The sequence below is a fragment of the Niabella hirudinis genome (genome assembly GCF_051201075.1).
In the GTDB taxonomy this organism is placed as follows: domain Bacteria; phylum Bacteroidota; class Bacteroidia; order Chitinophagales; family Chitinophagaceae; genus Niabella; species Niabella hirudinis.
The window spans coordinates 276,233-301,300 of sequence record NZ_JBPEHJ010000001.1 but is presented as its reverse complement, the minus strand read 5'-3'; the positions used below and the strand labels follow the sequence as shown (position 1 = coordinate 301,300).

The window sequence follows — 25,068 nt, the reverse complement described above, 5'->3', positions numbered from 1 at the left end:
TAAAACGATAAAAAATGAAAAGAGATAAAATGCTGCTCCCTTGCCTGTTATTGATAACGCAATTATTCTTTGCACCACTTGCAAGGGTTCAGGGCAACCCGTTTGTAAGCGCTGTTTTTACAGCAGACCCCTCCGCCCGGGCCTGGCAGGATGGTGGGTTTATGTGGATACCGGATTCTGCCGTGAGGGCCAGCGAGCGCAAAGGACGTATTGATGCAAGCTGGACAGACCGGGCTGTTTTTTCAGGCCGGGGGACCAAACCGGCCCAAACAAAAAACAGGTTGTGGTTCCGCCAGTCGGCCCGGGTATGGGAAGAGGCGCTGCCCCTGGGGAACGGCCGTTTGGGGGCCATGGTTTTTGGTGGAGTGGCAGATGAACGCATCCAGCTCAACGAGCATACACTGTGGGATGGCTACCGGGTAGATCCGAATAATCCCGAAGGAAAAAAAGCATTGCCTGAGATACAGCGTTTATTATTTGAAGGTAAGAATAACGATGCCGTTAAATTAGCAGAAGCAACCATGATGGGGAGCCCCAGCCGCGTAAAATCTTACCAGTCCCTGGGTGAACTATGGTTTGATACGCCGGAACTTGCTGCAGGCAATTACACCAGGAACCTTGATCTGTCAACGGCTGTTTCATCGGTGAACTATACAGCAAACGGCGTCCATTTTTCCCGCGAGTACTTTGCATCGGCTCCGGACAATGTCATAGTGGTGCGTATAAAAGCAGACCAGAAAAAAAAGATCAATCTTTCCCTGGCATTAAAAAGGGCACAGGATGCAACATCGGAAGGGATAGGGAAGGACGGGTTATTACTAAGCGGGCGGATAGCAACCAAAGATAAAGAAGGAAATCCTAAAGGCGTTCGTTTTGCAGCCCGGGTAAAAGCCGTTGCCAACGGAGGTGAAGTGGAGATTGCAGAGCACATCGGGCATGAGCCGCTGCTGAAGGTAAAAAATGCAGATATGCTCACCCTGTACATTACCGGGGCTACTGACTATCCGGGGCTGGGTGGTACCACTGTTGCTGAAGACCCTGCAAAGACATGTGCCGCAACAATAGCCCATGCCACAGGACGATCCTATGAGCAAATAAAAGCGGCTCATATCGCAGACCACCGGCACTATTTTGACCGGGTTAACCTGGATCTTGGTAAGGTACCCGATACCACTGAGGAGCTCCCTACTAACGAACGGCTGGCGCTGGCCCGCAAAACCGGGCAACCCGACCCTGGTTTGGTGAGCACCTATTTCCAGTTTGGACGCTACCTGTTGATCAGCTCTTCCCGCCCGGGTGGGATGCCTGCCAACCTGCAGGGACTCTGGGCATGGCAAATGAATGCGCCCTGGAATGCGGATTATCATACCAACATCAATTTACAGATGAATTACTGGCCTGCCGAGCTTACCAATTTGTCGGAAATGCATCTGCCCTTATTTGATCTGACAGAGTCCCTGGTAAAACCCGGGGAGAAAACCGCACAAACGATCTATGGCGCGCGCGGCTGGGTAGTGCATCACCTTACAGACGCATGGGGCTTTACGGCTCCTGCAGATGGGCCGCAGGGGATATGGCCCATGGGGGCAGCCTGGCTGGCGCAACATCCCTGGGAACATTACTGTTTTACGGGGGATAAAAAATTCCTGGCCCGGCGTGCATGGCCTGTTATGAAGGGGGCAGCGCGGTTTATTATGGATTTCCTGGTAAAAGCACCTCCGGGAACTGCTTACGCAGGCAAACTGGTTACCAATCCCTCGTATTCGCCGGAGAATACTTTTATAATGCCAAATGGAGAGCGGTCTGTATTTACCTATGGGGCTACCATGGACCTGGAGATCATCCACGATTTACTTACCAATTGTATTAGTGCCAGCAACATTTTAAAAACAGACCCCGATTTCAGAAAGGAATGCGAAGCCACTTTGAAAAATCTTCCGGACATCCGGATCAGCGAAAAGACAGGGCGGATCCTGGAATGGGCCGAGGACTACAAGGAAGCCGAGCCCCATCACCGGCATACCTCACATTTGTTTGGACTGCATCCGGGAAACCAGATTACGGTAGTGCGAACGCCTGCATTGGCGGAGGCCGCCCGCAAAACCCTCGAAGCCCGCGGCGATGGCGGAACCGGCTGGGGACTGGCCTGGAAGATCAATATGTGGAACCGTTTGCATGACGGGGATCATGCTTTCCGGCTTTTATCCGTATTGCTGGCTCAAAAAACCCTGCCAAACCTGTTTGACGACCACCCGCCGTTCCAGATAGATGGCAATTTTGGGGCTACAGCCGCCATTGCAGAAATGTTGGTCCAAAGCCAACTGCAGAAAGCAGACGGATCCTTTGAAACCTATTTACTGCCCGCTTTACCAACAGCCCTAAACGCCGGCTCGGTAAAAGGGATCCGGGCCCGTGGTGGTTTTGTTATTGACCTGGTATGGGAAGGCGGTCTGCTAAAACAGGCAGAGATCCTATCCACATACGGCGGTAAATTAAATCTGCGTACAAAAGATAAGAATGCCTCTTTCAATACCATGAAGGGGCAGAAAATTAAATTAAACGGATTGCTTCAGTTGATAAAATAACCAGCTTTACGGGTTGATCATATTTGAAAGGAGGAATACACCAAAGAATCTTGCAGGCTGGAAACATACAATGGGGGACTGATGCGGGTGTTTTGTCCCAAAACGAAAGAACACCCGGTATTACAGGCCGGCCCGCAAAACAGATGCGGGGGGCAGTGCCAGACGTGTCACTAAAAATGGTGACGAACACTTATTGAAATATTAAATAATTTGCACCGTATAATTGGACAAGATTAAAACTTAGAGCCGGCCGGGGTTTTTACCCTGGCTTTTTGTTTGGAATTTAATCCCTACTTTTATCCGCCACAGCAGGGTTTATTTATGGAAGTAGCAACCGGGGTTCTGTTAGAGAAGATTGTTTTAGGCGATGAACGCGCCTTCCGGCAGCTGTATAACCGTTATCATCAGAAAATATATGCCATCGGCTATTACCTGACCCGTTCCCAAACGATAGCTGAAGATATCGTACAGGATGTGTTCTTAAAAATATGGGATAAGCGGACCGAACTGCGGGAGGTACGGCAGTTTGAAGGCTGGCTTAAAATTATTGTAAAGAACCATACGCTCAATGTACTTGAAAAAGCAGCAAAGGAACGGCTTACCCGTAAAGTGCAGCAGGAGCGGGAGGAAGCGACGCTTGCAGAAACCCTGGTGGCCCCCAAGCTGGAGCAAAAAGAGATCAATCATTTAATACAAAAAGCGATCGACCGCTTGCCCGCACAGCAGAAAAAGGCCTACCTGCTTAGTAAACAGGAGGGCTTTAAAGCAGCAGAGATTGCTCAAATAATGGATCTCAGCATCCATACCGTAAAAAACCATCTGAAGGCCGCAACGGCATCCATCATTGCATTTTGCAAACGGAATATTGAACTGATTATTACGATCGTACTCATCTCAAAAAAATAATTTCACTTCAGATAGCCCCTTTTTCGCTGCCGGCTGTCTTTATAGTATACCGTAAGGTGTTTAAACAAGTCAGTATTGCCTTTAATGCCCAAAAACAGGATAGAGCAATTGCTTCAATTGCATGCAGAAGGGAACGCAACCCCCGCTGATACGGAGGAGTTGTATGGGTTTTACCTGAGCAGGGAGTATGCCGGTATTGTTGAAGAACTGATTGATACCTGCTGGGATCAATCGTCTTTTGAAACATTGCTGGCCGACCAGGAGTCCGAGGCTTTATACCAGAATATCAGCAGGCGGTTATCCCGCCGGCAACGTTGGCGGGCAGAACGATGGGCCGCCGCCGCATCCGTTTTGCTGGCATTGGCGCTGGGATGGTTGTGGCTGCAGCGCGGTCCGGAAAAAAAACAGGAAGCAGCCTTGCCGGCCGTTACCGATGTGGCTCCCCCGGCTGCCGCTAATGCGGTGCTTTTTTCAGATAATGGTGATAAACAGTTGCTGAAGCATAAGGATACGCTGGATGCCTCCTATATGGCCCGGCAGTCTGGTGAATACAATACAATCTTTAATCCCCGGGGCAGCCGGCCGGTAATAGTTGTTTTGGCAGACAGTACGCGGTTATGGCTGAATGCCGAAAGTTCTGTAAAATATCCGCTGCAGTTTGCTGCCGGGGAAAGAAGGGTGCAGGTAAGCGGTGAAGCCTATTTTGAGGTGACGCACCAGGATGATAAACCCTTTATTGTAGAAAGTGGCAGCGCCCTTGTAAAGGTATTGGGAACCCATTTCAACATCAATACATTTGATAATAAAACCAAAGTAACGCTGTTGCAGGGAATGGTACAGGTCAGTAACCAGCGCGATTCGGGCCTGATCACTCCGGGGCAGTCGGCCATTATTGCCGGGGGGCTTAACATTGCCGCTACAGATACGGTAAGTGCCGTAGCATGGAAGAGTCATCTCTTTAATTTTAAGGAAACGCCCCTGAATGAGATCTTACAGGAAATCGGGCGCTGGTATGATGTGGAGGTGGTTTATGAAGAAAGGGTTCCGGATATTACCTTGTCGGGCAGTATCGACAGGAATATCAACGCCTCCAGGGTGCTGGAAATGCTGCACCTCAGCAGCGGCCTCGAATTTGAGATCAGGGACCGGCGTATTCTCGTAAAGCAAAGTCAATAAAAAAGCGGAAAGTGTTGAAGCCACTTCCCGCCGTAAAGGTTCAGTAAATAAATTTTTAAACCAATCTCTACTCACCAAACCTATCCCGATAGGAAATCGGGACAAACAAAAGTATGAAATTTACAGAGAACGATTGCGTTTTTCGCCGGCGGCGGAGGACGGCAGCCACATTTTTCTTGCGCATGAAGCTTTTAATGATTTGTTTACTGGTGGCCACAATGTATGCTTCGGCAGCGGTTAAGGGCCAAACGGTTTCTTTTTCAAAAAAGAATGCCAGCATTTCGGATATCTTTATTGAAATAAAAAAGCAAACCGGCTACAATTTTCTATATAAAGATGCCTTGCTCCGGTATAGCCAGCCGGTAAATATTGCGGTTAGTAACATGCCGGTAGGAAAGGCGCTGGATCTTGCATTTAAAGATCAGCCCCTGACCTATAATATTGTTGATAAAACAATTATTGTTAAGGAAGACCCGCAAAAGAAGTTGCTACTGGGTTTACCCATCGTTGTTACCGGTACGGTACTGGATGAGCTGGGCAAGCCTCTTGCCGGAGCCAGCATCCTGATCAAAGGACAAACGCGGGGTACCAGCACCAATACCAATGGCGAGTTTACGATTGATGTTGCACCCGATGGCATACTGGAAGTGTCGTCCGTGGGGTATGAGCCTCAGCAGGTGAATGTAGACAAGCGGGAACTGATCACCATCGTGTTAAAGGCAAACCAGGGAAGCCTGGAGGAGGTCATCGCTATTGGTTACGGCCGTACAACAAGAGGCAAAAATGTAACCTCGGTATCCACCCTGAAGCCGGATGCGATCACCAACCTGGGTGCGGCTTCCGTAGGAGATGGACTGGCGGGCCGCGTGCCCGGCCTTATCGTTTCGGCGAGCGGCGGCGGACCCGGAAAAAAGCCGACCATATCTATTCGCGGCGGTGGTACGCCCGTGTATGTAATCGACAACATTATATCCAGTGAGGCGCAGTTCCAAACCTTAAACATTAATGATATTGAAAACATTTCTTTTTTAAAGGATGGACCGGCAACAGCGATCTATGGGGTGGCGGCCGGTAACGGGCTGGTGCTGGTTACCACAAAGAGAGGAACAAAAGGGAAAATGAATGTGAACTACAATTTTACCCGTTCTGTTTCGCAGAACACCTATTTGCCGGAAAAGCTGAATGCCTATGACTATGTAACCTTGCAAAACCAGGTGGCGGCAGCTGAAGGAGCGGCTCCCATATACCAGGATGCAGATGTACAGAAATATAAAGATCAGAGCGATCCGCTAAACTTTCCCAATACCGACTGGCAGGCGCTTACACTGAAACGTTTTGCGCCGCAATCGCAGCACAATCTATCCATGAACGGCGGCAACCAGCAAATGCAGTATTATGCATCGCTGGGATACCTGGACCAGGGATCGCTGTATAAGTTTGATACCAAGTGGCTGAAACGCTATAACTACCGCCTTCATGTGACCGGTAATTTTGAAAAGATCGGTTTAAAAACGACCATCGGACTGTACGGAGTAAATGAGATCAACCGGGATGTGTTGAGCGCCTATGCTCCCAGCCAGAACTATAATGTGTGGGGCCATATTCAGAATCAATCTCCTATCGGCAAGGCGTATGCAGACCTGGCACACACAAAATATGCGAACACGGGCGACCATCCGATTGTGGAAATTGACCCCCGGAGCGGGTATTTAAAAAATGAAGGCAGGGATATTAATGGATTGGTAGAAGTGCAATGGACCGTTCCGGGTGTAAAGGGGCTTTCCTTTAAAGGGAATGGGAACCTGCGCCAGAGCCAGTCTTTTATACGGGGATGGAATGTTACAGCGCCCCAGTATGCTATCGGAAGCGATGTGCCATCCCAGCCGGCGTCTGCTCCCAGTTTATCCGTTACGGCAACTACCGGGTATAATTACGTATTGCAGGGCTTTGGAGATTATACCCGCACTTTCGGCGATCATAGCCTGTCGGTAATGGGAGGCTATGAAGAAGCCTATGGATTTGGCGAAAGCGTAAATGCTTCCCGTAACTCTTATGTGTTCCTGCTGGACCAGCTATTTGCCGGGCCGGTGGGTACCTCGCGCAACAGCGGGTCTTCTTCTGAAAATGTGCGGAATGCCTGGCTGGGGAGACTGAACTATGATTTTAGAGGGAAGTATTTTTTTGAAGGCGCGTTCCGGTATGATGGCAGTGATCTTTTCCCCGAAGGAAAACGGAGGGGATTTTTTCCCGGTGGAGCGCTTGGCTGGGTGATTTCGAAAGAGTCTTTTATGAAAGCGCTGGATAACCGCAATATTATTAACTATCTGAAGGCAAGGATTTCCTATGGCTCGGTTGGGCAGATAGAACGCACCAGTTCCGGAGACCCCGTAATCGGCTATTTCAGCTATGTACCCGGTTATGGATCCGGCAGTGGTTATGTGGTAGGAGGCGCACTGCAACCCAGTTTGAACCCGCCTGCAATTCCCAGTCCGGATATTACCTGGTACACCCAGCAATCGTTCAACACAGGAGTGGATTTTGCTTCGCTGAACAACCGGTTAAGTGGCTCCCTTGATTATTTCTACCTCCGCAATACCGGTTACCTGGCTTCGCTCTCCGCTTCTTTGTATACAGACCCGCTGGGTACGGCGCTTCCGTTCCGGATCTCAAATGGCGCGTTCCGGAGGGCCGGCTTCGACTTCGGGCTTAAATATTCGGATCAAACCGGAAAATTCAAATACACTATCGGGGCTAATTTTACCCGGTTTGATCAGCTGTGGGAGGTGAACGCCGGCGAAGACAGTGCAACGCTTAAGAACCCGTATATGACCTCTTATCATCAAACCGGTTTTTTAACTACAGGCTTACATACCCTGGGGCTGTACCAAACCGCGGCAGACATCATTAACAATCCCCGTAAAAGAAATACCACACTGGCGCCCGGGGACATTATGTACCAGGATGTGAACGGCGATGGAAAGATTGATAATGATGATTTCAGAAGGATCGGGAAGAACGGCTTTCCGCGGGTGAATTATGGCTTTAACGCCGACCTGGGTTATGAGGGCTGGTTTTTGAATATGCTGTGGCAGGGGAGTGGCAAAAGAAGTATATACCTGGGAGATGTGTTCCAGGGTAACAGTGCAAGCAGCATCCGTTATGTATTTCAGACGGAAGACCGCTGGAGTACTTCTAACCCCAATGCAAAATATCCGCGCTTGTTGTCGAGCGGTGGGGTAAACGGAAGCAATAACGATGGCAGCTCCGATTTTTGGGTCATCAATGCCGGGTACCTGCGTTTAAAAGCCGTTCAGCTGGGATATAATTTCAAAGACATCCTGGCCAAACGCCTGCGCTTTGTTTCCGACCTGCGCATTACGCTCAGCGGCACCAATATTGTTACGTTCTCCAAATTACTGGATTATGGCCTGGATCCCGAAACCGGAAGCAATAATAACTACGACTACCCGGTACAGCGGACCTATGCCCTGTCTATTAACCTGGGCTTTTAGCCGGTAAACATTTTATGGGAACAATTACTGAAAAATGAAAACAATGAAAAAAAATATACGCATTTTTATATTCATCCTGGCTGGTTTAACGGGCATCCTGTGGTCCTGCAAAAAGCTGGGAGATACACAGCCCTACGACCGGTTTGACGAACCATCCGTTTGGGCATCCAAAAGCAACGCGATGACCTTTGTTTACGGCACCTACGGCCAGATCCTCCAGGGGCTTTACACCAGCCAGATCGGTACAGAACGATGGACCAATAACCTGGTAGCCACAGCCGGTACTGCTTTTACGAGGGAGGAAATCACCCGGGATGACGACTATGGTTTTAACCAGTTCGGATCCATCCGCCGGTGCAATATGATCATCGAAAAATCGGCGGCCTCCGCTACCATCCCCGATGCTGACAAGGCCGAACTGCAGGCGCATGGCCGGTTTTTAAGGGCCATGACCTACTACTGGCTGGCGCGCCGGTTTGGAAGGGTGATCTATGTAGACAAAGTGCTCAGTGAAAATGAAACGGATTATAAACTGCCGCAAACCGCCAGTATTGCAGAAACCTATAGCCTCATCATGAAAGATATTGATGCCGCTATAGCCGGTTTGCCAGCTACGGCACCCTCCGGGCTTGCCTCCAAATGGACGGCGTATGCACTTAAGTCTGAAGTGGCTTTACAGGCTGCCGCTTATACCGGTGATGCCAGCTATTATCAAAAGTGCCTGGATGCTGCAGACTCGGTGATCCTGAAAGGTGGATACGCCCTGGAAACGGATTATGAAGGACTGTTTAATGAAAAGAAGCGGACTTCTGCGGAGATCATCCTGGCCTTCTACCGCGATAGGAGTAATACCAACTGTGATAATACCGACATGCAGCAGATCATTCCCAATACCAATAATGATAATGTACGGTTAAGAGGGGCCACTCCCGAGTTTAAGGTAGATAAAATGTTTGAGGCCTGGGCGCAGTATTCGCCCACACAGAGCATTATGGATGCATATCTGGCTATTGATGCAGCCGATCCCTCCAAAGCAGTAAGATGGGATCAGAGCTCCCAGTACCTGGCTAATATTACCAGACGCAGTTCCGCATTTGCCGATAGCGCTGTAGTAACCGGTGCCGGCAGTATCAACAGCATTATCTATAACAACCGCGATAAAAGGCTGGCGGCATCGATTGTGTATGATTCCGTACAATGGTATGGAGAAACGGTAACCACCAACCGCAATGGGAACCTGAACCGCCTCATCAACGGAAGCCTGAGCTCGGGCTGCTGTATGCCGGTAACCAATTGCTTTGTGCGTAAAGGTACCTACAGCGTTACACCGCGTCCGTTTGTGGGCATCCCTACAGACTATCACTGGGTTGTTTTCAGACTGGGTCGTGTCTATCTGAATAAGGCGGAAGCATTGCTGCGCCTGAACCGGGTTGCCGAAGCTGTAGCTGCGCTTAATATGACCCGTGTTACCCATGGAGGGCTGCCGCCTTCCACTGCCAGTACCGCAGCTGCTGCATGGACAGACTATAAGCGCGAGCGGCGGGTAGACCTGTTTGAAGAGCAGGATTATTACTGGAGCCTGCTCCGCTGGGGTAAATATGGTGGTGCGGCCAACAGCGGCATCGCTGCCGGCGGAACGATTCCTGAGCTGGAAGAGCCGCCCACATATATGGAGATCAACCGTGACAGGAACGGCTACCGGATTGAAGTGCTGAACTGGACGCAGAACCAGGTACGGGTATTCGATGAATCACGAAGGTACCTCCTCCCGATTCAAAATTCGCAGATTATACGGCATGGAAGCCTGGAACAAAACCCCAACTGGTAACCGATTTGATTTATCGATTTAAAATATTGAAATGAAAAAATTAGTTTGTTTAATAGGAATGGGCTGCATGTTGGTGAGTGCGTCCTCCTGCCTGAAAGCCGGACTGGACAAGGACCTGCCTAAATTTAAAGATGCCCTGATGACCGATGTATTTATGGAATACCTGTATGAAACGCCCGGCTCCGGCAGCAGCCCGGTGGTAAAAGCCGTATCCATGAGCCTTTCGGGAAAACAGTTTAAAAAGAAAGAAGATTCCGGTGCCCCGGCCGATTCAGCAATCTTTACGGTTACGGTGCCTGCTGCTTCCGGTACCTTTACAACTGAGGAAAGGGCCAAAGTGACCATGGCCAATCTTTCCTTTATGTGCAATATTTCCACGGCTGCTACGATGGAGCCGGTTGACGGGGCGCCTAAGCCGGGTGTACCCGGGGACTTTGGCCAGGCCCGGAAATACCGGATCACAGCAGCCGATGGCAGCAGCAGGGAGTGGGTGGTCCGTATCGCAGGGTTTATAAAGTAACGGTCAATCCGGCAACGTTATACTTCGTCTTTACTCCGTATAAATGATTCCACCTCATACTGAGTAAAGGCGAAGTATATATTGATAACTTTGTCCCCTTAATTGCGATCTGTTTAAAATTAATATTGATGAAAAAATATTTGGCTGGGGTCATTGCGTTGATCCTGCAATTCCATGCCGGTGCGCAGCAGTATCAACTGCAATCGCCCGGATTGCAGCTAAAAGTCGCGGTGAATATTGATCAAAGCAAGATCCGTATCGGGCTTACAAAGAACGGAGAGGAACTGGTGTTGCTGGATAACCCGGGTATGAAGATCCGGGACGACCAGGTGGATTTTAGCAACCGGCAGGTGAGGCGCACACACCGCCGGTCGGTGAATGAAACGGTGCGGCCGTTGATCCGGGAGAAGAGTGCCGCATACGCCAACCATTACAATGAGCTGATCATTGATTTTAGGGGTGGTTATACGCTGGCATTGCGCTTGTTCAATGAAGGCCTGGCCTATCGTTTTCTGACTGCAGCCAAAGACAGTATGGTAGTACTTGGAGAGCGGCTTTCCCTGCATTTTGCAGAAGGAGACACCGCCCGTTTTCAGGCATCGGAATCTATCAGTTCTGCCTATGAAACGCCTTATGAAACAAAAGCAGTATCGGGTATCGTACCGGGCAGGCTCTGCAATTTCCCTTTCCTGGTGCAAAAAAGCAACGGGCGTTTTTTAATGCTAACGGAGAGCGACCTTTATGATTACCCGGGCCTGTGGTTAACTGGTACGGGCACCAACAGCCTTGAGGTTACCAACCCGGCCTATCCGCAAATCCTGGATTACAGCGGCAGTATTTACAATCACGGGCAGGTTAAAACAAGGGCCGGCTTTATTGCCCGGGTGAGCGGCAGCCGGAGCTTTCCCTGGAGGATCGTTGCGGTGGCCGATCGTGAGGAGGACCTGATCCAAAACAATATGGTGTACCTGCTGGCATCACCACAAGCCCCTGCGGCGGACTTCTCCTGGGTGAAGCCGGGTGTGGTACTGTTCGACTGGTGGGCAAAGAATAATATTTACGGGGTCAATTTTAAATCAGGCATCAATACGGCTACGGCCAAATACTTCATTGATTTTTGTGCCGCGCATGGGTTTCGCTATTTTCTATTTGATGATGGCTGGTGCCCTAAAGAGAACATTCTAAAGGAAGTGCCGGAGCTCAATATGACCGAGGTAACGGCTTATGCCAAAACAAAGGGTGTGGGAATCCTGCTTTGGGTGATCTGGAGCTCGATGGAAAAACAAATGGATGCCGCATTTGATCTTTATGCGCAATGGGGGATCCAGGGTATCAAAATGGACTTTATGAACCGGGATGATCAGCAAATGGTTGCCTTCTATGAAAAAGTAGCCCGCAAGGCCGCTGAAAAAAAGATGCTGGTCAACTTTCACGGGGCATATAAACCCTGTGGCCTCCGGAGGAAATATCCTAATGTGCTTACCCGTGAGGCATTGATTGAGTTTGAATACAATGGCTGGACCCGACAGGACAACCCCGTGCATCATAACCTGTTGCCCTATATCCGCATGTTCACCGGGCCCATGGACTATATCCCCGGTACTTTGCGGAATGCTACGCATGAAAACTTCCGGGCTATGGGTGATTATCCGATGATGGAAGGAACCCGGGCGCACTCACTGGCTCTATTTGTGATCCTTAACAGCCCCATGACCATGCTGCCGGATTCGCCCTCTGACTATGAGCGGGAAAAGGAATGTACCGCTTTTCTTTCCGGCATACCGGTTACCTGGGATGAAACAAGGTTGCTGGCCGGCAAGCTGGGGAAGTATACGGTTTTGGCAAGACGTAACGGCAACAACTGGTTCATAGGCGCTATAACAGACACGCTGGCGCGTACACTGGATCTTAAGACAGATTTTTTGCCGCCGGGTAAGTATAAGATCACGATGATCAAAGACGGCATCAATGCGGATAAGAGAGCGGAAGATTATGTGTATACAGAAACCATCATAGAAGCAGGTAATACCCTGCCATTGATCCTGGCGCCCGGCGGCGGCTGGGTGGCGCGGGTGTCACCTTTATAAGAGCTTGGTTGAAGATTTATTTTTCTTAAACCCTGTCCGAATCATGGTTGGCCGGGCATTAAGAATGGCTAAGTTGATATATTGCTTAATGAATCTTAACTTCTTAATGGTTTTATAGTTCATCATACCTCTTCTGGTTATTAAAATTTAAACAGGCTATATATCAAAATAGAACCCCTGATGAGAAAGATACTGATCGTCTTACTGGTTTATGTTGCAGGGCCGGCCTGCCCGGCCGCTGTGATGGCGCAGGATAACCCGCCGCATTTCCGGCATGATTACGCGCATACACTGGTTATGAAGATGTTCCTGGCCAAACCGGATGGCAAAGGAGGCAGCATGGTTAATATGAATTTTGAACAGGCATTGGCCCTGGTGAAACAGGTAGATGCTTTAACGCTTCAGATGCCCAAGATCATCTACCTTGTTGGCGCCACTTATAACGGACACGATGACCGGTATCCCGCCTTCTTTGAAATAAACGGAAAGCTAAAGCGGCCACAGGACACAAGTGCGGTGCAGAGCCTGGTATGGCTGATGCAGGAAGCCCGTAAATACCATACCACAGTAAGCCTGCATATTAATATGACGGAGGCCTACGACAACAGTCCTTTATGGAACACCTATGTGAAGGAGGATCTCATTTCCCGGAATGCGGATGGCAGTATGATGGTAACGGGGAACTATAATGATCATAAGGCATACCAGATCAATTACCGGAATGAATGGGAGAAAGGATATGCGCAAAAAAGGATCGACTCCCTGCTAAAGGTATTGCCGCAGCTGAAAGAAGCAGGCACCATTCATATAGATGCCTGGATTGCCCGGGAGAACAAAGGAGCTTATGAAAGCCTGGTGATGGAAGCAGCTTATCAAAAAAAGATAGCCGCTTATTGGATCAGCAAAGGCATCGACCCCACCAGTGAGTGGGCTATGGATTATATGACGGGGTTGGTTCCCTACTACTGGCATTTTAACCACCGCACGCAGCAGGATTTTTTAAAGGTACCCGCAGAGGTGGTAACCGGCGGGCATTTTAACCCGGACCTGAAGCAGAGTGATTTTGGGCTGGAGTTTTTATTCGGTACCAGCATGTATGGCGAGAATTTATTTCCCGGTGCACTTAATAATCGGGGCAAAGATAACTGGCAGGAAGCGTTCTGCAGGGATTTTTACCTATACACGGTACAGTATGATTACCTCAACCGGTTAAAGCGGTTGAGGGTGGAGGGCACCGGAAGCAATCGGATAGCATACTTCTCAAACGGGGTAAAAGTGTCGCTGGGGGATAGCACTGTATATGAAGGCACCCGGAACCTGCGTACCGGAAGCACGGTTTGTTTTCCGGTGGATTGGCGCAAGGACAACAGCCTGGTGGCATTTAGCCTCCGGGAAACATGGTTCAATTACCAGGTTCCCGTTAGCTGGAAGGCGGTACGTACCGCAACGGTTTTTATCGTGGAGCAAACAGGGCTAAAAAAGTGGAAGACCATTGCTGTAACGGGGCAACAATTCTCGTTGGAATTAAAACCAGGGATACCGGTATTGCTGGTGCCCGGTAAATTGTGAAGTTGTTTAAATTTTAGGAAACGATGGTATTTCCGCAGGAAATCAATCTGCGTGCATCAGCGGTGTATTGAGTCTGCTCAAAATCAGCGGGAAAGTTTAAACAACTTCTGTAATAAAAAAATTGAAAAGAAAAAATGATAAAAGCAAAGTGCTCCCGTAAAATATCAGCCCTGTTGTTTTTTGCCGGCTTCTTTCTGGCAGCCCGGGGACAGGATACCATGCAGATCGTTCACAAGCCCGTGCAGCAGCAGATCCGGTGGCATTACCGGTATGATCAGACACTGGTGATGAAGCTGATGCTGGCGCAGGCTTCTTTCGATGGGAAATACAAAAGAAGAGACAATGGGAAAAGCGATGTATTCCTGGATTTTGCCGGCGCGCTGGAAGTGATCCGGCGCATGGACCGGCTAACGTTGGGCATTCCCAAGATTATTTATCTTACGGGCTGGCAATACAACGGGCACGACAGTAAGTACCCCGCCTGGTTTGAGGTAAACCCGCGGCTGAAACGGCCGGAGGATCCCGATGCGTTAACCAGCCTGAAATGGCTGATGCGCGAAGCACGGAAGTATCACACCGCTGTAAGTGTTCATATTAATATGTTTGATGCTTATGAAGACAGTCCGCTCTGGAACGAATATGTAGCAAAGGACATCATAGCAAAGCATAAAGATGGAACGATTCTCCGGGGCGAATGGGGGAGTCCCATTAGTTATGCACAGGAGTGGAAGCTGGGCCTGGCACAAAAACGGATCGATCGTCTTTGCCGCATGCTGCCTTTACAAAAAGCAGGCACCATTCATATAGACGCCTTTCATACAAGTCCGCCGATACCCGAAACCGATGCTAATGGCAATACCCGGGTCAACCTGGACCTGAAACCTATTAGCCCCTATCTGCCCTTTACAGTTGCGGATGAGGCAGAAACACAAAAAAAACTACTCCGCTACTGGGCCGGTAAAGGGATCGATGTAACCAGCGAAGGCGTCGACTTTCTGCGCCCTGTTTCCTTTGAAGGATACCAACCCATGGCCTGGTGGGTAGGCCGGGGATTGTCGTTTTATACCGACTGGCCATCGTCCCTGTATACCGGTGGGGTAGACCGGAGTGAGTGGGGCCGGTTATTTGGCACCAGCATGCATGGAGAAGATATTGTTAAAAAAGATAAAGACCAACTGGCAGGGTTTAAGGAAGATTTTTGTACGCATACCCTGGTATGGTATTATTTAAACCGCCTGCAACGGCAAAAACTGATCCGGAACGGGGTAAAAAAGGAGGTGATGTTTTCTGAAGGAGTACGTACTATATTAGACAAAGATCAGTTTAAGCTGGTGAAGAATGGTGTGGTACTGGTAGAGAACGGCGATGTATTTTTACCGGCGTTATGGATTGGTGAAAACACCTGGATCGCTTATAGCCGGGATGGGTATCAGCAACGGGAATGGGCGCTGCCACCGGGTTTGAGGAAGGCCGGGAAGTTAAAGGCATACACTATTTCGGTGGAGGGTAAACAAAAGGCAGAACCGGTGGCGGTGCAGTCCGGCAAAGGGGTACTTTCGCTGGAAAAAGACCAGATGCTGGTGCTTACGCCTTCATTGTAGGGATGCCATTATAAAGAAAAAATAAATGAATTTATAAACATGATTAAAAGAAACAGGCGCCATGTTATTGCACTATACCTATGTTCCCTGGTTATAAATATATGCAGCAATGCGAGCACTGCGGTACCGGGTGAAACGGTTATTCACCTGGCCGACTATGGAGCCCGGTCCAACAGTTTTGAGAACGCATCCCCTGCTGTTGTAAAAGCGCTGGCGGCGTGTGCCGGTAAACAGGCGGCTATCCTGCAGCTTCCCGGTGGCCGCATCGACCTGTGGCCCGATGGGGCTTTTAAACGGGAGCTTTATATCTCCAACGATACGGAGTCTGACAGCCTCTCAAAAGTAAAAAATATCGGCTTCCTGCTGGATAGCCTGGATGGGCTTACCATCGAAGGTAATAATACCCTGGTGGTGCTGCATGGTAAAATGGTTTCCTTTGCATTCATCAACAGCCGGGATATCACACTGCGTAATATAGCCTTCGATTATGAGCGCCCAACAATGAGTGAAGTAACGGTGCAATCGGTCAATGACAGTGCTGCGGTACTGGCGGTTCACCCGGACAGCCGGTACCGGGTCCGCGATGGCCAGCTCACCTTTTATGGGGAGGGATGGAAGACCAGCCGTTTTCATACGATCCGGTTCAGCCCGGCCACGTCCACTATGCGTTACAGTTCTTTCCAGCCATTTTTGAAAGCAGCGGTAAAAGAAACCGCGCCTTTTCAACTGGCTTTCACTGGTGATTTCAGTAAACGGGATTTCACTAAGGGTGATGTGCTCACCTTTCGCGATCCATACCGCGATAACTGTGGTGGTTTTATCTGGCTGAGCAAAAACATCCGGCTGGAGGGCGTTCAAATGCATTATATGCATGGGCTGGGTATTGTATCGCAGTTTTCGGAGAATATCAGCTTCCGGAGGGTAAGTGTAAAACCCCGCGAGGCCTCAGGGAGGATCGTTGCGGCTTTTGCCGATGCCTTTCATTTTTCCGGGTGTAAAGGCGCCATCCTGATCGATAGTTGTATAGCTTCCGGTTTGCACGATGACCCGGTAAATGTGCATGGCACACATCTGAAGATAACCGGAAAGCCGGATGATACCCATATAAAGCTGCAGTTTATGCATCACCAGACCTATGGGTTTGCCGCTTTTTTTAAGGGCGACAGCATCGCATTCATCGATCCCGGAACCTTACAGGAAACGGGGTATGCGCGGATCAGGAACGCAGTGCTGGTAAACAGGAAGGAGATGCTGGTAGAGCTGGATCGCCCCATGCCCGGGAGCATCCTGCCGGGGCTTTGCGTTGAAAACCTTACCTGGACCCCTTCGGTGGAGATCCGCAACTCCCTGTTTGAGCGCACCAATACCCGGGGGGTGCTGATCACCACCCGCAGAAAAGTAGTGATTGAGCACAATATTTTCAGACGCACCGGTATGCATGCGATCCTGATAGCCGATGATGCCGCCAGCTGGTTTGAATCGGGCCCGGTAAGGGATGTAACCATCCGGAACAATACCTTTGAATCCTGCGGGTATAACCAGGCCCCGGGTTCCTATGTGATTGCCATAGTGCCGGAAAACCATCAGAAAGCTCCCGGTTATTATGTACACCGCAATATCAGCATCACGGGTAATACGTTTAATGTTATCGGCGCTCCGGTGCTTATTGCCAGAAGTGTTGCGGGGCTGACCTTTACTTCCAACCAGATAAAAAAAGGTGATGGTGCCGGTAGCCTGGTGAAACAGCCGGCCTTTGAACTGCGCGATTGTAAGAACCTGCTTATAAAAAATAATACAACCGATGTATCCTGGCCGGTTCGCCTTCATGTAACCGATACCGACCTTAAAACAGTACGCACCGATCTTAATTGGGCAACGCCATGATAAAAAAACTCCTGCTTCTTATTGTCTTGTTGCCGTTTGCATTGGTGGCGTACAGTCAGGTACATGCCTATAGTGTGGCAGAAACTCCCTGGCCGGAAACCCTTGGCAATCACCGGGCAGTCATTGAATGCCAGGAGGGGAAACTGGCACATGTAATCCTTTTCTGGAGGCGGCACGACCGGCTGCCGGAACAAAAAAGATTGCTGATACTGTCTGCCGGCGGTGATACCGTGCGGCATATTTACCGCATAGCCGTAGATAATGAGCGGGCCGAATTTGTGTTTGAACCGGTAAGCGGTAAGGGCACCTATTATGTGTATTACCTGCCCTGGCAGGGACGTAAAGAAAATGGCTGGTTTGCGGGGGATTATCTGAAACCCGAAGCTACGCCGGACGCTGCATGGATGCAGCGGCAGGGGCTTCCGGCATCAGCGGCACAGTTGCCACTGTCGAAAGTGAACAGGCTGGAGGCCCGTACGGAGTTTGATAGTTTTTACCCGATGGAAGTGACTGCAACGGCTGCTGAGCTGCGCACACTTATGGCGCGGCATCCTCAAAAAATGATCCTGTTCCCGGAAGACCGGAAGTTTCCGATAAGGATGCGGGATCACCTGCCGTATAAATGGATCCGGTCTGGTCCCGCTGCTTCGTTTTCCGGCGCAGCGCAGCGTAATGAATATTATACGTTCCAGGTTGGTGTATTTGCGGCAGGCACCCCGCTAAAGGGGTTAAAGGTCCGCTTTGGCAGCGCTCCTTTTGCGCTTACCTGTTTTAACACCGGGGGCAGGGATTCCAGGGGTGTTGCTTTTACCAGGGCCCCGGATGTGGCAGAGGGAACAGTGCAGCCCCTGTGGATAGGTGTAGATGTTCCCGAAAATACAAAACCCGGACGGTATACTTTTACCGTTTTTATTGCGGCGGAGGGTATTCCGGAGCAGCAGGTGCCGGTGGCGCTGCAGGTGGGGGATAAGATCATTGCAGAGCGGGGCGATCATGAGCTGTGGCGGCATAGCCGGCTGCGCTGGCTAAACTCCACCCTGGGAATTGATGATGCAGTGGTGGCCCCTTATACGGCATTGAAGCGGAACGGGAATACCATCAGCGGAAGCACAACCGCCGCTACCCTTGGTACGCTGGGTTTGCCGGAATCGATCCGTCCTTTTGGAACCGCGGTGCTGGCGGCTCCCATTGCCTTTATTGTAGAAACGGATACGGGCGTTGAAAAATGGAACGCCGGAAAACCGGAATTTATCAATGAGACGGGTGGTCTTATCCGCTGGAAAGTCCGGGCATCCAATCAGCGCCTTACCCTGGATTGTACCGGAACCATGGAGGCCGATGGTTATATGCGGTTTCATATAGCGGTATCCGGCCAGGTGCGGGTTCCTATAAAAGACATCCGGCTGCAGTTGCCCCTGCGAAAGAGCAGCAGCAAATACTTTATGGGAATGGGGCTGCCCGGTTGCGAAACTCCTGTGGTATACGACTGGAAATGGAAGGGCCCGCAGGATGCGTTCTGGATGGGTGATGTGCATGCCGGTATTTTTTGCGAACTGCGGGGTGCCAGCTACAGCGGCCCCTTGCTGAATCTGTATCATCCGCCCCCGCCACCTGCCTGGTATAACCAGGATAAGGGCGGCTTCAGGTTGTACCGGCAAGGCACGGTGCAGTATGCAACCGTTTACAGCGGTGAACGGATGCTGGATACCACGGATACCCTCCGGTTTGAGTTTGCACTGTTATCTACCCCCGTGAAGCAAACGGATACCTGGTCGCAGTTTACAAACCGGTATTACCATAACGGCAGTGATCCCCTGCCAAAGGAGGCCGATCTCAAAACGGGGATCAAAATATTCAATGTGCATCATGCCAATGCCATCAACCCCTATATCAACTACCCGTTCATAACCACCGATACCATCCGTGCGGTAGCCGATACCTGGCATAAAAAGGGAATGAAAATGAAATTGTATTATACCACCCGGGAGTTAACGAACCAGGTGCCGGAACTTTGGGCACTAAGAAGCCTGGGTAGTGAAGTGCTGGCGGATGGCAAGGGGGGCGGTTATGTGTGGCTGCGCGAACACCTGGTTGATCACTACAATCCGCAATGGTTTACGACCATCGGTGGCTATGAGCGTTCTGATGCGGCCCTGCTTACCAGTGGTGATAGCCGCTGGTACAACTATTATATTGAGGGGCTGCGCTGGCTGGTAAGGTATACCGGTATTGATGGGTTGTACCTGGATGATGTATCCTACGATAGAGACCTGCTTAAACGCATGCGTAAAGTAATGGACGGGGTAAAGCCCGGCTGTATCATCGATCTGCATTCCAATACCGGGTTTTCAAAAGGGCCGGCCACGCAATACACGGAGTTTTTTCCATATATCAATAAGCTATGGTTTGGTGAAAGCTTCCAGTACAATAATATGTCTGCTGCCAACTGGCTGGTAGAAGTGTCGGGGTTGCCGTTTGGACTGATGGGCGATATGTTGCACGGCGGTGGCAATCCATGGCGGGGAATGGTGTACGGGATGACGGTGCGTTATCCCTGGTATACCGAAGGGGTGAGCTGTGATCCGAAAGACATCTGGAAAGTATGGGATGATTTTGGTATTGCCGGTGCAAAAATGGTGGGCTATTGGGAAAAGGATCCGGTGGTAACCACGGATAACCCGGCGGTGCTGGCCACCGCGTATATCCGGGATAACCGGTTGTTGGTAGCGGTTGCCAGCTGGGCAGCGGATACGGTTGCCGTAAAATTGAATATCAACTGGCAGCGAATAGGCTGGACTTCGAAGAACCGTTTTATAAAAGCGCCGGCGATCCGGAACTTTCAACCGGAACAGCGCTTCAACGGAGAGCAGCATATCCTGCTGGCGCCCCAAAAGGGATGGTTGTTCATCATTGATAAGTAACAGTGGGAAAAATAGAACGGACGCCTCTTTTTGATGGTGCCATGAATTATATAGAACGCACGGTAAATATTGTTTAAATGAAGAGATCGGTTTTTTTATTGTTATTATTTCTTTTTATGCTTCCGGGTTTTATGCAGGCCCAGGATCAGCGCTGGCGCAATATTTCCGGCGATTATTATGACTGGACAAAAACCGGCAAACCGGAAACGCCCTATGCTTATGATTATGGCCAAACGCTGGTTATGCACCTGATGTTGGCCACACCCGATGGTAAAGGGGGCTCCTATGTGCGACGTACTTTTGAGGAAGTATATGCGCTTGTTAAGCAGGTAGATGCCATCACCTGTCATCTGCCCAAGATCATTTACCTGGTTGGCTGGCAGTACAATGGGCACGATGATCGGTATCCGGCATGGCACCAGGTAAATGATGCATTGAAAAGACCCGGCGACAGTACCGGGCGGCAATCCCTGATCTGGCTGTTCAATGCATGCAAAAAATACAATACGGTCATAAGTGTGCATGTAAATATGGCGGATGCCTATCAGAACAGTCCTTTATGGGATACCTACTGGAAGGAGGGCCTGATCGCAAGAATGAAGGACGGCCGGCCCATGAAGATCGGGGCTTACAATGGGTTTGATGCCTACCAGGTCTGTGCCCGGCAGGAGTGGGAGAAAGGCTTTGCTACTAAGCGGATCGATGAACTCCTCACATTATTGCCGTTTCTGAAGGAGGCGGGGACGGTGTTATTAGATGCCTACTTCTCACGCGGTAATCCGTATCTGAACATTACGCGGGAAGATGAGGAAAGCTACCAGCGTCGTGTGATCCGCTACTTTAAAACCCTTGGGCTTGATGTAGCCCAGGAAAGTTATCTGCGTCTTAGGGAGGGTTATGATCATTTTACAGGATTATCACCCTGGTTTGTCTGGTTCGATCAAACGGAGCAGGGTTATATGCATACGCCGGCCTCCATAGCCACAGGGGGTGGTCCGTTCCTGTTCATCCGGCAAATTCCCAAACAGGCGGCCGAAGAAATGCAGCTGGGTTTTCTGTTTGGTATGAGCACGCGCGGAGAGGATTGTTTTAACAACCTGGAAGATGATTTTCGTACCATTGCACACTGGCAGGAAGCGTTTCAATACCAGTTCTATACCGGTACGTTGCCTTATATTTACCTGAACCGGTATCACCGGGAGCGGCTACAGGGCACGGGATTGCAGCGGGTGGTTCATTATAATGACGGACTTACGGTAAGCCTGAAAGATTCGCTGATCACACACCGTGATATAATACTCCGCAAGGGTAATGACCTGTTTGTACCCGCGGTTTGGCGTAAGGAGCGTGAAGTGATCGCCTATAGCCGGGATGGGTATGCCGCAGAAACATGGACACTGCCACCCGGCTGGTCGGGTGTAAAAAAGGCGGATCTGTTCCGGATCGACACATCGGGAACCCGGTTCCTGAAGCGCCTGCCGGTTGTGCACCGGCGCATTCGTTTGTCGCTTTCAAAGGGTGAGGCGGTTGTGTTGCGACCCAAACCGTAAGGGTCAGATGGTCACAAAATTATTGAGAAGCAAGGGGGCGTTGAATGGGCCTGAAATGTTTGCCAAAAAGTATGATTCGAATAACAAATAAAAAAGATCCGGATGAAAAAATATCTTTTGTTTGCACAGTTTTTCCTTTTGCTGCTTGCAGGGGTTGTGCATGTTCAGGGGCAGGCTTATGAAATAGATGCATCGCGGGTAATAGCTGAAGAGCCGCAGCCGATCCCCTTCTCGGGTACCGATCCAAAAGGGAATAAGCTTGCTGCCAACAACCGGTATTTCTTAAAAAATGGTCGGCCCTGGTTTCCTTTAATGGGCGAGATGCATTACAATCGTGTACCGCCACAGGATTGGGAAAGCGGGATCTTAAAAATGAAGAGTGCTGGCCTTTCTATTGTGGCTACCTATGTTTTCTGGAACGAACATGAAACGGCTCCCGGTGTTTGGGACTGGCAGGACAACCGGAACCTGCGAAAGTTTGTGGCGCTCTGCAATAAACATCAGATGTATGTATGGCTGCGTATTGGCCCCTGGGCTCATGGTGAGCAGCTCCATGGAGGCCACCCGGAGTGGATCGCAAAAATGCCCGGGAGAAGAAGCAATGATCCTGCATATATAACCGCTGCTACAAAACTGTTTAACCAGGTAGGCCAACAGGTGCAGGGATTGTTTTTTAAAGAGGGCGGCCCTGTTATTGGTATACAGCTGGAAAATGAATATGCCAGTGGCCAGGCAGCACATATTTCCAAACTAAAGGAGATGGCACTGGCCTCCGGTATGCATCCGGTATTTTGGTCGGTAACCGCCAACACGGTTTTTGACCAGGATAAAATGGAAGTGATCCCCCTACAGGGCTCTTATTGTTACCGGGGCTGGGAGCGGGGCGGCGGCGGCCCAACAGCCGATTTTTTATATGGAGATGATCAATGGATCATGACCGATGCGTTAGGGAAATTGTATTATGATGCAGCCCGTTTTCCGCGTGGCCTTTGCGAGCAGGGCGCCGGCAGCCAGATGACCAATGCCAACCGCTTCGTGGTAGCGCCGCAGGTGGAGGAAGCGCATCTTCAAAACCAGCTGGGGCGTGGTATGAACCTGGTGGGCTATTATATGTTTCATGGCGGTACACAAACGCCGGGTTTGAAGGAACCGGGATACCCCGAGAGCTACGATTTTCAGGCGCCCATCGGCGAGTTTGGGATTATTCGGCCCTCCTACAAATACCTGAAAATACTCCATTGTTTCATCAATGATTTTGGCAGCATGCTGGCCGCCATGCCGCAGGTGGAGCCCGCAAATCCGGTGCGGGATGTTCATAATACCGGCAACCTGCGGTATATTGTTCGTGTAAAAGATAATAGCGGCTTCCTGTTTCTAAACAATACGCAGGTGCGTATTCCCATGCCGGATAAGGAGGTGACTGTTGCCGTAAAATTAAAGAATGAAACCATTCATTTTCCGTCTGTTTTTTTAAAGGATCAGACCAACCTGCTGTTGCCATTCAATTTGAACGTTAACGGGATATTGATAAAGTATGCAACTGCACAACCCCTGGCAAAAATAACCGATGGCAAAATTACCACTTTGTTTTTTGTGAAGCCCGGGGAAGGGAGTTCCGTAATAGCGATAGACGAAACCACGCTTGAATCAAAAGAAGGGGCAAAGCCCCGGATCCTGAAACTGGAGCCGGGTGTGAGGTTGCTGCTAACGGGTAAAACGGGTAAGCGGTTAGTAGTTATTACGCTTACGCGCAAAGAAGCGGAAAATAGCTGGCGTACCACTATTAAGGGCAAGGAGGCATTGGTGATCACAGAAGCAGATTTGATGAATGACGGTAAGAATTTGCAGTTGCAACAAATGGGCAATAACCGCTTTCATTTCAAAATTTATCCGGGCAATGCAGCTTCTCTAACGGCCCGGGATAATATCTCTTTTGGAAAATTGGGAATATTTGCAGACTTCAGTGTTTCGGTGCCGTCCTATACGCCGGAGATAGTGCAGGAAATAAAGAACGATGCCGCAACCCTCCAACTGCCGGCGTTGTTGCCCGGCCAGGTTAATGATGTACTGCTTAAGATAGACTACCTGGGGAGCGGGGCTACAGCGCATCAGGAGGGGCGTTTACTTACAGATCATTTGTTTAACGGAACTCCCTGGTTGTTTAGTACAAAGAACTATTTGGGAAAAGGTGCTCTGCTGTTTGAGGCTCAGAAATGGGATGATCGTATTACGGGAGTAAATGCCCAAACGGTGGAAGAGATAAAGACAAAAGGAGCGGGTATCAAAAAGATAACGGTCATTCCACAGTATAAGACAGTACTCCGCTTTTAACCGGGATGCCACAGAGGCGCAGAAACACAGAAAAAACAGCGATGATCTGCGGCAAGATTTTGCGCCATCTGCGGGAAAAATTGCCACCGGATCTTTGTAGTGGTTCGCGCTCTTCGGGAGGCCACAGAACATTCTGTGTTGCTGCCACTGAAACGCAGAAACACAGATTTTTTTAATGCTACAGCAACGGCCCCGTTTTTATTTAGAACATCCCAGGCCCTCAGTGTTTCAGTACCCCACGCTTAACCGCAATGTGCGCAAGGAATTCGCAACGCTCGCAAAAGAAATAAGGAAATAGCTTAGCGAACTTGGCGTAACCCTGGCGTCCCTTGCGGTTAAAACAGATCTTCGTGGCAAAATAAAGTATTCAGTGTTTCAGTACCCCACGCTTAACCGCAATGTGCGCAAGGAATTCGCAACGCTCGCAAAAAGAAATAAGGAAATAGCTTAGCGAACTTAGCGTAACCCTGGCGTCCCTTGCGGTTAAAACAGATCTTCGTGGCAAAATAAAGTATTCAGTGTTTCAGTACCTCACGCTTAATCGCAATGTGCGCAAAGAATTCGCAACGCTCGCAAAAAGAAATAAGGAAATAGCTTG

The 25,068-nt window shown here is 49.9% G+C and carries 13 protein-coding genes; all 13 read left to right on the top strand.

The features are described from left to right. Positions 1–14 precede the first annotated feature (14 nt). Positions 15–2,585: a glycoside hydrolase family 95 protein gene (locus GGU45_RS01020; protein WP_435221206.1), complete on the top strand. Its 2,571-nt coding sequence runs from the start codon at positions 15–17 to the stop codon at positions 2,583–2,585. Between the two features lie 321 nt (positions 2,586–2,906). Next, positions 2,907–3,491: an RNA polymerase sigma factor gene (locus tag GGU45_RS01015; RefSeq protein ID WP_435221204.1), complete on the top strand. Its 585-nt coding sequence runs from the start codon at positions 2,907–2,909 to the stop codon at positions 3,489–3,491. An 84-nt stretch (positions 3,492–3,575) separates the two neighbouring features. Next, positions 3,576–4,667 carry a FecR family protein gene (locus GGU45_RS01010; RefSeq protein WP_435222017.1) on the top strand — a complete coding sequence of 364 codons (1,092 nt, stop codon included), beginning with the start codon at positions 3,576–3,578 and terminating at the stop codon, positions 4,665–4,667. A 182-nt stretch (positions 4,668–4,849) separates the two neighbouring features. After that, positions 4,850–8,179, top strand: coding sequence for a TonB-dependent receptor (locus GGU45_RS01005; protein ID WP_435221202.1), 3,330 nt, complete (start codon positions 4,850–4,852; stop codon positions 8,177–8,179). A gap of 43 nt (positions 8,180–8,222) precedes the next feature. Further along, positions 8,223–10,007, top strand: coding sequence for a RagB/SusD family nutrient uptake outer membrane protein (locus tag GGU45_RS01000; protein ID WP_435221200.1), 1,785 nt, complete (start codon positions 8,223–8,225; stop codon positions 10,005–10,007). A gap of 31 nt (positions 10,008–10,038) precedes the next feature. Next, positions 10,039–10,527, top strand: coding sequence for a DUF5018-related domain-containing protein (locus tag GGU45_RS00995; protein WP_435221198.1), 489 nt, complete (start codon positions 10,039–10,041; stop codon positions 10,525–10,527). Between the two features lie 128 nt (positions 10,528–10,655). Beyond that, entirely contained in the window at positions 10,656–12,614 is a 1,959-nt protein-coding gene (locus GGU45_RS00990) for a glycoside hydrolase family 97 protein (protein WP_435221197.1), read from the top strand. 180 nt (positions 12,615–12,794) lie between these two features. After that, positions 12,795–14,183 carry an endo-alpha-N-acetylgalactosaminidase family protein gene (locus tag GGU45_RS00985; protein ID WP_435221195.1) on the top strand — a complete coding sequence of 463 codons (1,389 nt, stop codon included), beginning with the start codon at positions 12,795–12,797 and terminating at the stop codon, positions 14,181–14,183. Between the two features lie 134 nt (positions 14,184–14,317). Then, positions 14,318–15,784: an endo-alpha-N-acetylgalactosaminidase family protein gene (locus GGU45_RS00980; protein WP_435221193.1), complete on the top strand. Its 1,467-nt coding sequence runs from the start codon at positions 14,318–14,320 to the stop codon at positions 15,782–15,784. Between the two features lie 39 nt (positions 15,785–15,823). Then, a complete protein-coding gene (locus GGU45_RS00975) occupies positions 15,824–17,668 on the top strand; it encodes a right-handed parallel beta-helix repeat-containing protein (protein WP_435221191.1) in 1,845 nt (614 codons plus the stop codon). Beyond that, the gene (locus GGU45_RS00970; RefSeq protein ID WP_435221190.1) at positions 17,665–20,589 is read left to right on the top strand and encodes a glycoside hydrolase domain-containing protein; all 2,925 of its coding nucleotides are present in this window, start codon (positions 17,665–17,667) and stop codon (positions 20,587–20,589) included. The genes GGU45_RS00975 and GGU45_RS00970 overlap by 4 nt, the downstream gene beginning before the upstream one ends. Before the next feature lie 77 nt (positions 20,590–20,666). Next, on the top strand, positions 20,667–22,139 hold the full coding sequence (locus GGU45_RS00965) for an endo-alpha-N-acetylgalactosaminidase family protein (protein ID WP_435221188.1): 1,473 nt from the start codon (positions 20,667–20,669) through the stop codon (positions 22,137–22,139). Positions 22,140–22,241: 102 nt separating this feature from the next. Further along, positions 22,242–24,470 carry a beta-galactosidase gene (locus GGU45_RS00960; RefSeq protein ID WP_435221186.1) on the top strand — a complete coding sequence of 743 codons (2,229 nt, stop codon included), beginning with the start codon at positions 22,242–22,244 and terminating at the stop codon, positions 24,468–24,470. The last annotated feature ends 598 nt before the right edge of the window (positions 24,471–25,068 follow it).

What these genes read in the sequence shown, in the direction of transcription:
- GGU45_RS01020 (WP_435221206.1), top strand. Translation starts at nt 15, where the DNA reads ATGAAAAGAGATAAAATGCTGCTCCCTTGCCTGTTATTGATAACGCAA.
- GGU45_RS01015 (WP_435221204.1), top strand. Translation starts at nt 2,907, where the DNA reads ATGGAAGTAGCAACCGGGGTTCTGTTAGAGAAGATTGTTTTAGGCGAT.
- GGU45_RS01010 (WP_435222017.1), top strand. Translation starts at nt 3,576, where the DNA reads ATGCCCAAAAACAGGATAGAGCAATTGCTTCAATTGCATGCAGAAGGG.
- GGU45_RS01005 (WP_435221202.1), top strand. Translation starts at nt 4,850, where the DNA reads ATGAAGCTTTTAATGATTTGTTTACTGGTGGCCACAATGTATGCTTCG.
- GGU45_RS01000 (WP_435221200.1), top strand. Translation starts at nt 8,223, where the DNA reads ATGAAAAAAAATATACGCATTTTTATATTCATCCTGGCTGGTTTAACG.
- GGU45_RS00995 (WP_435221198.1), top strand. Translation starts at nt 10,039, where the DNA reads ATGAAAAAATTAGTTTGTTTAATAGGAATGGGCTGCATGTTGGTGAGT.
- GGU45_RS00990 (WP_435221197.1), top strand. Translation starts at nt 10,656, where the DNA reads ATGAAAAAATATTTGGCTGGGGTCATTGCGTTGATCCTGCAATTCCAT.
- GGU45_RS00985 (WP_435221195.1), top strand. Translation starts at nt 12,795, where the DNA reads ATGAGAAAGATACTGATCGTCTTACTGGTTTATGTTGCAGGGCCGGCC.
- GGU45_RS00980 (WP_435221193.1), top strand. Translation starts at nt 14,318, where the DNA reads ATGATAAAAGCAAAGTGCTCCCGTAAAATATCAGCCCTGTTGTTTTTT.
- GGU45_RS00975 (WP_435221191.1), top strand. Translation starts at nt 15,824, where the DNA reads ATGATTAAAAGAAACAGGCGCCATGTTATTGCACTATACCTATGTTCC.
- GGU45_RS00970 (WP_435221190.1), top strand. Translation starts at nt 17,665, where the DNA reads ATGATAAAAAAACTCCTGCTTCTTATTGTCTTGTTGCCGTTTGCATTG.
- GGU45_RS00965 (WP_435221188.1), top strand. Translation starts at nt 20,667, where the DNA reads ATGAAGAGATCGGTTTTTTTATTGTTATTATTTCTTTTTATGCTTCCG.
- GGU45_RS00960 (WP_435221186.1), top strand. Translation starts at nt 22,242, where the DNA reads ATGAAAAAATATCTTTTGTTTGCACAGTTTTTCCTTTTGCTGCTTGCA.